The sequence below is a fragment of the Vibrio sp. E150_018 genome (assembly GCF_053544035.1).
Genome location: NZ_JBHGNY010000015.1, coordinates 20334 through 33941, shown reverse-complemented (window position 1 = coordinate 33941; position 13608 = coordinate 20334). Strand labels below are relative to the sequence as shown.

Genomic DNA, 13608 nt, shown 5'->3' with positions numbered 1-13608 from the left:
ACGTTAAAGTGAATACAATATAAGGCGCTCCTCGGGGCGTCTTTTTTATTCTTTCTAAAAAGTAAAGAGACTACCTTAGATCTGGTCTATGTTTTAATGGTATAACTAACCTAAGGTTAATTATCAAAGACAGCGTGGTTATTTGTGGGGTAGAGAGCATGGAAAACGTAGCAACACTTTATTTTTATGCCGGCAAAATGGGATCCGGTAAATCGACACATTCTCTACAATTGGCCAAAGAGATTAAAGCGGTTCATATCAGCGAAGATGAGTGGCTAACGGCGTTGTACCCTGATCAAATCAGCAATTTTGAAGAATATTTAAAATTTGCATCAAGAATAAAACCGCTACTCTCCAAACATATCCAACAAATTCTCACTTCGGGAACGGATGTTATACTCGATTTCCCTGCCAATACTTATCAACAAAGAGAATGGTTTAAGCAGTTATTTGAAAATGCTCAGGTTAAGCATCAACTGATTTATATCGATGCGGATGGTGAGGTTTGTCTGCAACAAATTAAACATAGACGAATAGAGCAACCAGCCAGAGTGAGATTCGATACCGAAGCTATGTTTCACCACGTAACCCAATATTTCGAAGCCCCTAAGTCACAAGAAGGCTTTACGATCAAAACTATTCGTAAAGAAAAAATATGCAGTCATTAGATCTAAAAATAAAACCGCCGATTGTGGCTCTCATTGCCGTAATCATCATGTTTGGGCTCGACTATTGGCTACCCAATGACAAACTAGGAGTAGGGCAAAATCGTTTGGAAATGGTACTAGGTTTAGTGCTTATTGGTTTAATGCTTGCGATGACCGGTGTAAAGAAGTTCATTCAAGCAGAAACCACCATTCATCCCGATTTAAAACACGCCACCAATAAACTGGTTACTAGTGGTATTTATCGTATTTCACGAAATCCAATGTACCTCGGAATGCTACTTAATTTATTGGCGATTTCGGTGTGGTTGAGTAACTGGTTAACCATCGGAGTATGTCTCGGTTTTGTTTGCTATATCACCCAATTTCAAATCAAACCTGAAGAACGTTTCCTACAACAAAAGTTTGGTAAGCAATACACCGACTATTGCCAGAAAGTACGCCGCTGGTTATAAAGCAGCTTATTAGTCTATATTCATCTCCCGTCTAAATTTTGAGCTTATCAAGATGAAATTGTTAAAAATTGAAAATAGCTGATCGCTCCAGTACAGGAGGCCTTGGCGCAAGAAGAATCACTGCTATTATTTGGAATGAACAACAAGATCTCATTATAATAATTATCTATTATAGCTTAAACAAGAGCTTCTACTGTTAGAATTTGTCCTAGATTTACTAATGTGAGTTCGGATCTGGGCTATGCGTGTTTTAAGAGGGTAGTTTTGATTTTTCAGCTTCATATTTGTGTAATGCTCGATTTGGAGGATTATCCAGCTTGTATGGTGTAAAATCGGGGTAATGCAAAAGAGTGGATAGTAATGATGTGAAAGGTAATGAGTGCTAAGCAGATTATAAATAAAGGTTCAATTTACGACAAAACTTAAAGTTAATGTGTCAATTTTTTACGAACCAAAGTGTAACCGGTTTCATTGCGTGTTATTATCTTTTTAACCACTTATTGGGTGCATATAGACTATTAATTCCTTAGAGAAAAGTAAGCTGATGAGTACTATTATTGATGTGTGTAAATTAGCCGGTGTATCTAAAGCAACGGTTTCTAGAGTTGTAAATGGAACTGGACAAGTTAAAGAGTCTACCCGAGAAGCTGTTTTTACAGCAATGGATCAGCTTGGCTATAGGCCAAATAAAATGGCTCAGGCACTAGCAACCAATCGAACCAACAGTATAGGGTTGGTGGTTTCTGATTTTGATGGTATTCATTTTGGATTGTTATTAAAACAAGCTGCCGCAAGCGCTGATAATGCACATAAACAACTCATAGTCACTGATGGGAAAAATGACCCAGAACAGGAATATGAAGCCATTCGTCAACTTGAAGGGCGGTGTGATGCGGTAATTCTTTATAGTCGAACGTTGTCTGATGAGCATATTAAAAGTCTACATAGCAATCTATCCATACCACTGGTGATTTTAAACCGAAACCCCTCTGAGCCCTTATATCACACGGTCTCCTTTGATCAGGAGGGAGCCATAAGTATAGTGATGGATCATTTGATAAATCTTGGACATAGACAAATAGCCTGTATTACTGGTCCACTTGAAAACCCAACCGGACAAGCTCGCCTAGCCGGATATAAAAACTCACTAAAATCCAATGGTATACCATTTCAGGTTAATCTTGTTAAAAACGGTGACTATCATATGATGAGTGGATACCTAGCATGTCAGGAACTGTTAAATCATAAGATACCCTTTACCGCTATTGTCGCATTTAATGACAATATGGCTGTTGGTGCTTTAAAAGCACTGGATGACGCAGGAATCAATGTTCCAGAACAAATCGCTGTGACCGGTATTGATAACGACCCGATAACAGATTTTTTTAATCCTACACTCACAACCGTTGAACTTCCTATCGAAGAAATGACGAGGCAGGCTGTGGAATTGGCATTAGAACTGACTGAAACTAAAAAACCTCCACTGTCCCATCATCACCATGGCAGACTCATTCAGCGTAATTCTGTTATTCCGTGTCATACACAAAAAAGCTGGCTAGATTTATAATTTTTTATCTAGTAGCCAGCATAATGCGTTCGATTTCAATGTAAATACGGCTAGATGTCTACTTATTACGTTCTTTTCCCCCTCATGATTAAAAAGTGATATACCGCACCGATTAAGCCATTATCATTGGTAAATGATGCGTTTTCGATAGAGACCACTTCATCGAGGTTAAGTTTATTGATGACCGGAATAGCATTGAGTAACCTCTTCATTTCTTTGGTTACATTGGATATCAAATCCGGTCTCTCACTGATAGCACCACCAATGATGATCTTTTCAGGGTTTAATATAAAAGTAAGATTATGTAGCCCAACAGCAATACTCTTATAAAACTCCTCAATGACTCCCACAGCCACACTGTCCCCCCCATCTGCTAGCGAAAAGATATCTTTTCCCGATATATGCTCAAAGCCCGATAATCCCTTATAAATGGCGTAACGTCGCCTTAAGCCATCTCTTATCGAAGCGGTCAGGTTCATTGTTTCAGAGGCTTTATCTTCCGATTCATGTGTATAGTGAATAAAAGTATAGCCGAACTCACCAGCCATTGAGCAATGTCCGCGTATCAACTGATTATTGGTATAGATAGCTCCCCCGATACCAGTACCTAAGGTAATACAGATAAAATCACTAATATCTTTTGCCTTACCTTGCCACTTTTCAGCTAGTGCGACACAATTCACATCGTTTTCGACTTCTACCGGCAGAGATAATCTATCTGTCAAAATATCTTTAAAGGCAAACTCACAAAAGTCTGCAATGGCTCCACCCGCCTTTAGGTAACCGGTGTCGACATTGACAAATCCGGGCACTGAGAAAGCTGCACCATCAAAGCGATATGTCTGGGACAGCTCCTGCTTTATATTAACAATGGTCTGAATAATATCTTCTCCAGCAGAAGCTGTTTTCACTTTGCCTCGGTGGAGAATATCACCCTGAACATTTACAGCACCGAACTTAATGTCAGTACCACCAATATCAAACGACAGATAGGTTGTCATAGTTCTATTTTCTCTTATCTAATTGAATCAAAAGTCTTCACTACGGTTAGCGATAACATCTCGGTACCAATAGAAGGATGCTTTTTTCTTCCGCTTCAGTCCATCGTCATGATCCACATAAATGAAACCATATTGTTTTTTATAGCCGTTCAGCCAACTTAACAGGTCGATAGCTGACCAAGCAAAATAGCCTTTAATATGGACCCCGCAACTAATGGCCTTCTTCACTGCCGCTAGGTGCTCTTTTATAAAATGAATTCTGGTTATATCGCAGACTTCTCCCTCGATAATAGGATCTTCATCACCCAACCCGTTTTCGGTAATGTAGATTTTAATCTGCCCATATTGCTCTTTGAGTATGTTAAGCCCACTTACGAAGGCTTCTGGTGATATTTCCCAATCCCATTTGGTGTATCGTTTATCGCTCATTTTTACGGTCTGATAAACATTATCATAGCTCGGACTACCTGGTGCCCCCGTAGCATTTTCACGAGTCATTTCTTGGTCTTGCTTGTGACCACTCACTTTTTTAACACGCATTGGCTGGTAATAGTTTAGTCCAATAAAATCATTCAAAGGCGCAGCTTCAAAAATAGTTTTTAACTCCTCATCATTCCAATCTGGTAGGTTCCCTTCTTGTTTTAGTTGCTTGATGACATAGTCAGGGTACGTTCCAAGTAAGATGGGATCAAAGAACCAGTTCATCTTGAATTGATTCGCATGCTCTTGGGCAAATAGGTTATCTTCAGAATTGTCCACCGCAAATGCTGGATTAAATACGTGGCTGAGGCCGATCTCACCAAATTGATTTAACTTTTTATACTCGATTACTGCTTTAGCATGTGCATAAAAGACGTTGTGCGTAGCTTGAAAGTACTTTTTAGGATCATTCTGAATACCAGGTGGGTGAGCCCCGCGCATATAACCAAGTGAACAGAAAACGACAGTTTCATTAAAGGTAATAAAGTGCTTAACCCTGTCGCCAAATTTGTTGAAGCAAAGTTTGGCATATTCGATATAAGCTTTCGTTGTTTCCTTGTTTAGCCACCCCCCCTTTTTTTCCAACGTTAAAGGTAAGTCCCAGTGGTACAGCGTAATAAATGGAACAATGCCATATTTGAGACACTCATCAATAATGGCATTATAAAAATCAATGCCTTTTTGGTTCACAGCCCCTGTACCTTCTGGGAAAATTCGAGCCCAAGAGATCGAAAAGCGGTAAGACTCTAAGCCCATTTCAGCCATTAAAGCTATGTCTTCTTTATAGCGGTTATAGTGATCGATTGCGACATCGCCATTCGTTCCTTCGAACGTCTTTCCAGGTATTTTGGTAAATTCATCCCAGTTTGTTGGGCCTTTACCGTCTTTATCCCATGCCCCTTCGATTTGATATGAAGCGGTTGCAGCACCTATTAAAAAATCGTTAGCAAATTTCATTGTTGAATTCCATTGAATTGATCCCCTGAAAGGCAGGTTGCCTTTCAGGAATATGATGGAGAGACTATAAGCGGTTGTTTGTAATTAGGTTCTGATACCAATAAAAGCTTTTCTTCTTAGAGCGTTTCATCTCTTTTAAGTCAAACTCATCTCTATCTACGTGAATAAATCCATATCGTTTAGAACACCCCTGATGAGTACTGACTAAATCAATAGCAGACCATGGGCTATAACCAAACACCTCTACACCATCAGTAATAGCATGTTGCACCTGCTCAATATGCTTGTGCAGGTATTCAATACGATAATCATCGTTAATTGAACCATCTTCTTCGACGGTGTCAAAGGCACCCAGGCCATTCTCTGTCACAATAAGCGGCAGAGCATAGCGATCATAAATTTCGCGCATTGTAGTACGGAAACCAACAGGATCTATTTCCCAGCCAAATTCATTTTTATCCAAGTTCTCATTACTAACACCTTTGTATGCACCAACTTCACCAATAGTGATCTGCTGATCGCCAGTGGAGTTAATATCACTCTCATCACCGGTACTAGCAGCGACTGTTTGGGAGTTATAATAGTTAAAGGCAATAAAATCAGGATTAGCTGTCGCCATAATATCCATATCACCAGGCTCAATATCAGGCAGAGCATCACGCTCTTCCAGAAAATGAAGCGCGGTTTTGTTGTATCGACCATACACAGCCATATCCAAGTACAACCAGTTACGCAGAGCAGTAAACGTATTTGCAGCTAAAATGTCTTCCGGTTTTGAAGAAGCAGGATAAATAACCGAAATATTTGGAGCCGGACCAATTTTTGCCTCAGGTAATATCTGATGGCAAATGTTCATCGCTTTCGCTTGAGCTAACAGCATATGGTGATTCTGCTGATAAAGATCCTTCATTGGATTTTCACTAGCAACATGTTTAGTCCCTAATGCATCTCCATGCAGAATCATCATATTTTGTTCATTAATGGTCAGCCAGTATTTCACTCTGTCCCCATAGAGTTCAAACAGAGTTTTACTATATAGAGCGAAAGCGTCTACTGTGTTTCGATTAGACCATCCTCCTTTTTCTTGTAGTGAATATGGCAAATCAAAATGATACATAGTGACAATAGGTTCGATATTGTATTTCAGTAACTCATCAATCAGGTTGCTATAAAACTCAATGCCTTTTTGATTAACTTCACCATCACCATTTGGAAAAATTCGAGTCCACGCAATAGAAAAACGGTATGCTTTTAGGCCTAATTCTGCAAAGAGCGCTACGTCTTCTTTGTATCTGTGGTAATGGTCGCTGGTTACTTTAAAATCTGTTGTACCTTCAACTACTTTTCCCATATCGATAACAGAAGGCCCTTTGCCATCTTCATCCCATGCGCCTTCGACTTGATACGCAGACGTTGATGCTCCCCATAAAAAGTTCTTTGGAAAGTTTTTTAATTCAGTGCTTTTCATTATTTAGATCCTGGTTTTACACTTTTTGCATAGTGCGATGAATATTAATTATTTCTTCAATCAATTCTCTTGCTAGCATCGAGGTCATGATATGGTCTTGTGCATGAACCATAATCAAGTTTACTGGTACTTTTCCTGTACCTTCATCAAGACCAATAAGTTCAGTTTGTACTGCATGAGCTCGCTTTGCTGCCGCGGTTGACTGAGTTAAAAGATCATCAACCTCATCCCATTTACTTTGTTTAGCGCATTGCAGGGCTTGCATTGCACAGCTTTTGGATTCACCTGCATTGATGATCAATTCCATGACTGTTGATTCAAGATCCATTGTGATACTCCTAGTTAGTGTCGTCGGGAAGGCTACCCCCCAAGGATATTCAGACTTGTATGTTAGGTGTAGTTAACTTCGTTTATGATTTTTTCGCCTCCACTTGAATTTTCTTCAGCAACCAATTGTTTTTCATATATTTTGAAGAAGGGGTAATAAATAATTAAATCAAGTAGAATGAGTCCCACAACAAGCAAGCTGTTACTCATATCCCAACCCGCACCCCATGCTGCGCCAATAGGTGCAGGAGCGGTCCAAGGAACCAATGATATTGTTTTACTAATCAAATCCGTTTGAACCGCTAAATAGGCAATGGTGGCGTTGATCATTGGTGTGCCAACAAATGGAATAAACAGGACTGGGTTCATTACAATTGGGCTACCGAAAATTACCGGTTCATTGATATTGAATAGTGTTGGTATCGCACACAATTTACCGATCGATCTTAAGTGAACAGACTTACTGCGTAAGTAAAGCAAGATAAGCGCAAAGGTTGCCCCTGAGCCTCCAAGAGTAATAAAGAAGCTCCAAAATGGTTCAATAAAGGTAGCAGGTAATTCAACACCTGCAGCTAATGCATCTTGATTAAGTCCTAAGTTAACCAACCAAAACGGCGCCATAATACCGCCTATAATTGCTGCACCATGAATACCAGCAAACCATAGCGCGTGTGCAAGGAAAGCAGCCAAAAGAATGGCAGGTAAAGAATCCGAAGCAGAAATCAATGGCGCGAATAATGACATGATGGCTGCAGGCAAAATCATCTCTAACTGTCCTTGTAAGAACAGGTTAAGTGGGTAAATTGTAAAAATAACAGCTAATGCTGGAATCAATAGATCGAACGATTGACGGATCTTAGCGGGTACCTGTTCAGGTAATTTGATGCCAATATTTCGTACTTTCAGAAAGCGTGTTAACTCGGTAACATAAATGGAGACAATAATAGAGGTAAAAATACCAGTGCCTCCCATGAATGATGCGGATAACTTACCGTCTTCCATAGGCGCAGCCACTAATAAAAAAGTCATTAATGATAATAACCCAGTAGGAAGTGCATCTAATTTGTAATGGTTTGCCAGGTTGTAAGCAATACCGACACTGATGTAACAGGACATGATCCCCATGGTCATATTAAAAGGAGTCATGATCTGGTCAAAATATTCCTGTGACATGCTGAGCCACCATTGGCCAAATGCAAAAGAGGTATTTGAAGAAAATGGAGGAAAAGCAAATACAAGTAGAAATGAGCCTACAATCATAAAAGGCATACCACCGATAAACCCATCACGCATTGCACTGACATGACGTTGTGAAGCAAACGCACCTGCTAATGGCGCGATCTTATTTTCAATGAAATCAAAAAAAGGATTAGACATGATTGTTCTCCATTATTAGTCGAGTAAAGCCAACGCCTCATCAAGTATTTTTTCACCTTTCATCATGCCGTAATCCATGGCATTGATAACGGCAACAGGTTTACCTACCGCGTCCGCTTTCATTTTGAAATCATTAAATTTATATTTGATTTGAGGTCCTAAAAGGAAGCAATCGTAAGTATCTAAGTTGGCATCAAACTCATCCAAGCCTACAGCCGTGACTTCAACAGAGAGATTCTTGTTGGAAGCGGCTTCTTGCATTTTTTTTACGACCATACTGGTTGACATTCCAGCAGCGCAGCAAAGGAGGATTTTAGGCATATTATTTTCCTTAGTCTGTTTGACTCATTATTTTATGTTATGGATATATCTTGTTTCACCATTAATGTAACCGGTTACAGTAACCGGTTACATTTGTGTGACTCTATTCATTATTTTCTTGGTTATAGTGATGATAATTTGCGGTTTATCACAATTTTTTTATAATGGGATCGTGAAAGATTCATTGATAATGTGGAGTAATGAAGTCGAGAACAAAAAACAGTTCGATATTTATCTAATGTCTCATGACTAATAAACTCAATTGCACAAGCTGAATAAGGTAAGATTGTTGAGAAGCTATTAGTTGATAGTGGTGAATAATGTTATCTTGCTTTACTGAAAATGCTTGGAAAGATTACGAGCATTGGCAAGTGCAAGATAAGAAAATTTATCTAAATACTCACTCACAGAAAACCTCAAAGTACCCATATATGTCTAAAAATTTTGATTTCACTACAGAATACACTCTCGATAAGCGCTTTTTTGAAGAGTGTTATGACCAAACTAGTCGTCCCGCTAAATTTCCCAAGGCCTATCTCAAGGCTATGTTTTTTCTTATTTTCGGGGTGATTGTCGTTAAGTTTGATCTATTGCCAAGCAGTTACGTTGGTTGGTTCTTTATTGTTCTGAGTGTGATTGAAGTGCTTAGTGTGTATTTTAAGCGAACATGGTGGGTATGGCGACAAGCGTACAGTACTGCCTCTAATAGCAACGTGACATTTCAAGTCAACTCTAACGGTGTGAGTTATGATAGCTCAGCCAACAGCCGTAGTATTGCCTGGACTGACATCGACCAAGTTCAACAAAGCGATTTAGGTTTTATTTTTCATATAGGCAAACAACGTCAATATATCAGTAAATCTTGCTTAAATGATGAAGCGATCGCGTTCATTGTAGAGCAGCACGCAGCCGTTAAATGAAGACCGTCAATATTCGAAAAATAGAGAAATAATAAATACGACAATCTAAAACCTTGTATAGTCTTTACAAGGTTTTCCCATTCTACTTTCCTTACCGTCTATTTAACCGCGCTTTGGCTTTCCTTTAAACTCTTTGATACTACGCTTCTGTGCGCTGCGGCGGTTCGCTTGTTTGTCACGAGTTGGGCGTTTTGCTACGTCAGAACTAGGTGTGTCAGTGACAGGAAAATCCGCCAAATTATCGAGAGGCAACTCGCGTTGGGTTAGCTTACGTATTGCATCTAATGCCAATGTTTCCGCATGACACACCAAAGATATTGCCAACCCTGTGTGGCCAGCTCGTGCAGTATGCCCAACCCGGTGAACATAAACGGGGGCACTTTCAGGGAGATCAAAGTTAATGACCACAGGTAGCGCATCAATATGAATGCCACGAGTAAGTAGGTCGGTCGCAATGAGCACTTGGATGTTTTGTTGTTTAAAAATTGTGAGAGTTTGCTAAAGGCTATGAAAGAGCTGCCTCTCAAAAATATGTGCAGAGTGTAGCACACAAGAGAAAATACAAAGCCGCCATCGTTTAGTTTCGATGGCGGCTTTGTGTTTGGAAGTTAACATTACTGTTAGCTTAATATAATGATCAAGGTACCGGCGAGTGTCATTAAGATATTAGCAATGGCGTAAGTACCCGCATAACCAAGCGCAGGAATGGTCGATTTGGCGTAATCGTTAACAATATCCATTGCGGGAGCACAGGTTCTTGCACCAATGATGGCTCCAAATAATAATGCACGGTTCATCTTCAATACATGAGCCCCAAATAGGTAAGCAACCACAACCGGAAGTACGCTGATAAGGAAGCTAACGCCAACAATTTTTAAGCCCATTTGTCCTAAATATTCGAGCATATTAGCACCAGCACTTAATCCAATTCCCACCATGAAGACCATTAAACCGAGATCTTTGACCATATTCAATGCACCTTGAGGTACATAACCGAAAGTCGGGTGGTTCGCTCTTAAATAACCTAGAGTAATGCCCGAAATAAGTAAGCCTACCGCATTACCTAGTCCGAAAGTTACTTGACCAAATGTCATGGTGATTAAGCCAAACAATAAACCAATGATAAAGAAGCTACAGAAGGCCAGTAAATCGGCAATTTGGCTATGAATTGAGATGAAACCAATTCGCTCTGCTAAGCCAAGTACACGGCTTTTTTCACCACTGACTTGTAAAATATCCCCTTTAGCCAGCACGATATTAAGATCCATTGGCATTTCAATTTGCGCACGAACAACTCGGTTTAAGAAACAGCCATATTCTGCAATGTTTAGATCAGAAAGCTTTTTTCCAGCAATACTGTCACTTTTTACGACGATTTCTTCTTCGGCAATGCGAAGATCAAGCAAGTTGCGATCGAATACTTCTTTACCGTTACGGAAGCTAGGATCAAGGCGAGCGTGACTATCGGGATAACCCACTAAAGCAATCTCATCACCGAGTTGTAATATAGCATCACCATCTGGATGGGCGAGGATGCCATTACGACGAATACGTTCGATGTAGCAACCAGTTTGGCGATAAATACCTAGTTCACGCAGATTTTTGCCATCAGTCCAATCGATAAGTTCTTGTCCAACACGATAAGCACGAATAATAGGCAAGTAGACTTTTCGTTGTCCCGCACCGCCTAGACCGCGCTCTTGGGCAATACGCTGTGCTGAATCACTGAGATTTTCTTTTTGTAGTTTAGGCAGCAACTTGGCAAACATGATCATGCTGGTTAAGCCAATCAAATAAGATAATGCATAGCCAACCGATAGGTTATCTAAAACATTGGATAGTTGCATGCTATCGGGAATCGTTCCTAGGCCGGAATTTAATGCATCTTGCGCACCAACTAGAATGGGGGTTGCTGTCATTGAGCCTGCCATAATGCCAGCGGTTAATCCAAAATCTAAGCCAAAAAAATGTCCTAAGCAATATGTCAGTGTTGTTGCAGTAATCAATACAATCAAACTTAGGAAGAAGTAGTGTTTACCATCGCGGAAAAATATACCGAAAAAGTTAGGTCCAGCTTCGATTCCTACACAGTAAATAAATAACATAAAGCCAATGGTTAGCGCCTCGGCATTAAATACAAAGCCAAGGTTTCCCATAAATAACGCCGTCAGCAGGACGCCAATAGAATTGCCAAGTTGAAAGTTTCCGAAACGAATTTTACCAATAGATAAACCGATCGCCAATACAACAAATAACAGTAGTATAGGATTTTGGTTTAAGAGTGCAGCAACGTCTATATTCACGATATTTCTCAGGTGAAATTAAAGTACAACAAAGAATAGATGGTTATCTAAAAACTTACTATTAAAATCAGTAAGATTAAGTCGATAAGCTTAGTTATGAAGTGTATCGGATAAATGTGGAATTAATAAGGGAAAAAACAAAAAAATTGAATTAAATTTTGCGTTGTTAAATATTGATTGATGATGTGTTGTGATTTAAAAGGGATGAAAAAACGACCAGTGAGACTGGTCGCTTTAAAAGGGGGGGATTTGAATGAGCTTTATTCGCTGTATAAACCTAGGTTTTCTTTTGCATAGGCTTCAAATTCTGTAAATCCACCTACATGATCTTGGTCTACAAAAATTTGAGGAACCGTTTCAACTGGTTTGCCAACAGTTTTTTCTAAATCAGCTTTACTGATACCTTCTGCATGAATATCAACATAGCGGTAGTTGAAGTCATCACGCTCTTCTTTTAACTTTTCCGCTAACTCTTTTGCTCGTACACAAAACGGGCAAGCTGGACGACCAAAAATAACTACAAACATGGTTTATCTCCTTCCAATTCGTTATGTGGTTCACTATGCCTTAAGAGAATGAGTTTTTAAAGTTCAGATTAAGAGTTAAAAGTAATTAAGTATGTAGGATTCGCTTAAAATGGGGTTGTTTTATTGTAACGTGAATCCCTTAGTACATCTTTTACTCGTTTTAAATTTTCTCTAAAGCCTGAACCGCGACGTAAAGTAAAACCGGTCGCGAGTACATCAATCACTACCATTTGAACCACACGACTTGCCATTGGCATATAAACATCGGTATCTTCTGGAATATCAAGGGTTATTGCCAAGTCGCACATTTGTTCTAAAGGGGAGTCTTTGGCGGTAATAGCAATCACAGTTGCGCCATTCTCTCTGGCGAGTTGAGCGGTTTCTACCTGACTTTTTGTTCGTCCGGTATGTGAAATCAAAACAACAACGTCATTTTCTGTCGAGTTAATACAACTCATTCGTTGCATGACAACATCGTCAAAATTCATGATTGGAATATTAAAACGGATGAATTTGTTCTGTGCATCTTTGGCTACTGCAGAGGAGGCCCCCAAACCAAAGAATGAAATTCGTTTCGCTTGCGTGAGTAGATCGACGGCACGGTTAATTTGAAAAGGGTCGAGGCTATTTTTGGCGACATCTAAGCAAGCCATGGTGGATTCAAATATTTTATGGGTATAAGCATCAGGACCGTCAGATTCTTCTACATTACGATTTACATAAGGAGTGCCATTGGCCAAACTTTGGGCTAAATGCAGTTTGAAGTCAGGGAAGCCTTTGGTATCTAAGCGGCGGCAGAAACGGTTGACGGTTGGTTCGCTCACGTCAGCAATTTTGGCTAAGGTCGCAATACTAGAATGAATCGCTGTTTGTGGAGCTTCGATAATGACTTCTGCGACTTTTCTTTCTGATTTACTGAAAATATCTAGGTTCTTTTGAATTTTTTCTAATGTATTCATATTGCTCTCGAAAATGCTGAGACTCAAAGCCAAATTGGGTATTACTTGAATATAAAGATAGGGTAGTCATTGCCCAGATATATACTCGAGTCCATGAGTACATAGCCAGTATAACCACGGAGAGAGGATATTCATGTATTCGGTGGGAATTTTTATAGTGATAACATGACAAACTTCAAATTAAATTACAGTTTTGTAAGTAATAAACCCAATTTTATCGCTCGCTAATGATGATATTGGTCACTGGGTTTCTACTTTTCGAAATAAATTTACAGGATGTT

Annotated in this window: 13 protein-coding genes and 1 pseudogene; 4 read left to right on the top strand and 10 right to left on the bottom strand. The window is 39.6% G+C overall.

All coding sequences use genetic code 11. The features are described from left to right. Positions 1-158 precede the first annotated feature (158 nt). The 3 genes from ACE3G9_RS13545 to ACE3G9_RS13535 all read left to right on the top strand — a co-directional run bounded on the left by ACE3G9_RS13545 (position 159) and on the right by ACE3G9_RS13535 (position 2687). The gene (locus ACE3G9_RS13545) at positions 159-668 is read left to right on the top strand and encodes an AAA family ATPase (protein WP_449219411.1); all 510 of its coding nucleotides are present in this window, start codon (positions 159-161) and stop codon (positions 666-668) included. After that, positions 656-1120 carry a methyltransferase family protein gene (locus ACE3G9_RS13540; RefSeq protein ID WP_449219410.1) on the top strand — a complete coding sequence of 155 codons (465 nt, stop codon included), beginning with the start codon at positions 656-658 and terminating at the stop codon, positions 1118-1120. The genes ACE3G9_RS13545 and ACE3G9_RS13540 overlap by 13 nt, the downstream gene beginning before the upstream one ends. A gap of 544 nt (positions 1121-1664) precedes the next feature. Beyond that, the gene (locus tag ACE3G9_RS13535; RefSeq protein ID WP_449219409.1) at positions 1665-2687 is read left to right on the top strand and encodes a LacI family DNA-binding transcriptional regulator; all 1023 of its coding nucleotides are present in this window, start codon (positions 1665-1667) and stop codon (positions 2685-2687) included. Positions 2688-2752: 65 nt separating this feature from the next. Here ACE3G9_RS13535 and ACE3G9_RS13530 read toward each other — a convergent pair whose 3' ends face one another. The 6 genes from ACE3G9_RS13530 to ACE3G9_RS13505 all read right to left on the bottom strand — a co-directional run bounded on the left by ACE3G9_RS13530 (position 2753) and on the right by ACE3G9_RS13505 (position 8618). Continuing rightward, complete coding sequence (locus ACE3G9_RS13530) at positions 2753-3688, bottom strand: ROK family protein (RefSeq protein ID WP_449219408.1); 936 nt, start codon at positions 3686-3688, stop codon at positions 2753-2755. Positions 3689-3715: 27 nt separating this feature from the next. Further along, positions 3716-5125: a GH1 family beta-glucosidase gene (locus ACE3G9_RS13525; protein ID WP_449219407.1), complete on the bottom strand. Its 1410-nt coding sequence runs from the start codon at positions 5123-5125 to the stop codon at positions 3716-3718. A 64-nt stretch (positions 5126-5189) separates the two neighbouring features. Beyond that, positions 5190-6593, bottom strand: a complete 1404-nt coding sequence (locus tag ACE3G9_RS13520) for a glycoside hydrolase family 1 protein (protein WP_449219406.1) — start codon at positions 6591-6593, stop codon at positions 5190-5192. A 16-nt stretch (positions 6594-6609) separates the two neighbouring features. Then, positions 6610-6921, bottom strand: a complete 312-nt coding sequence (locus tag ACE3G9_RS13515; RefSeq protein WP_449219405.1) for a PTS lactose/cellobiose transporter subunit IIA — start codon at positions 6919-6921, stop codon at positions 6610-6612. Between the two features lie 62 nt (positions 6922-6983). Further along, entirely contained in the window at positions 6984-8297 is a 1314-nt protein-coding gene (locus tag ACE3G9_RS13510; RefSeq protein ID WP_449219404.1) for a PTS sugar transporter subunit IIC, read from the bottom strand. Positions 8298-8312: 15 nt separating this feature from the next. Further along, positions 8313-8618: a PTS sugar transporter subunit IIB gene (locus ACE3G9_RS13505; protein ID WP_449219403.1), complete on the bottom strand. Its 306-nt coding sequence runs from the start codon at positions 8616-8618 to the stop codon at positions 8313-8315. Between the two features lie 431 nt (positions 8619-9049). On the opposite strand from ACE3G9_RS13505, the gene ACE3G9_RS13500 reads away from it, so the two are divergent. Further along, on the top strand, positions 9050-9538 hold the full coding sequence (locus ACE3G9_RS13500; RefSeq protein ID WP_449219427.1) for a YcxB family protein: 489 nt from the start codon (positions 9050-9052) through the stop codon (positions 9536-9538). Positions 9539-9640: 102 nt separating this feature from the next. Here ACE3G9_RS13500 and ACE3G9_RS13495 read toward each other — a convergent pair. From ACE3G9_RS13495 to ACE3G9_RS13480, 4 genes and pseudogenes are all read right to left on the bottom strand, one after another. Further along, positions 9641-10036 (bottom strand): annotated as a pseudogene (locus tag ACE3G9_RS13495) (helicase-related protein); the annotation flags it as partial. A 122-nt stretch (positions 10037-10158) separates the two neighbouring features. Further along, a complete protein-coding gene (locus ACE3G9_RS13490; RefSeq protein ID WP_417879025.1) occupies positions 10159-11841 on the bottom strand; it encodes an aspartate:alanine antiporter in 1683 nt (560 codons plus the stop codon). 260 nt (positions 11842-12101) lie between these two features. After that, positions 12102-12368 carry a GrxA family glutaredoxin gene (locus ACE3G9_RS13485; protein WP_089123054.1) on the bottom strand — a complete coding sequence of 89 codons (267 nt, stop codon included), beginning with the start codon at positions 12366-12368 and terminating at the stop codon, positions 12102-12104. A 104-nt stretch (positions 12369-12472) separates the two neighbouring features. Next, positions 12473-13327: a MurR/RpiR family transcriptional regulator gene (locus tag ACE3G9_RS13480; RefSeq protein WP_417879024.1), complete on the bottom strand. Its 855-nt coding sequence runs from the start codon at positions 13325-13327 to the stop codon at positions 12473-12475. Positions 13328-13608 lie beyond the last annotated feature (281 nt).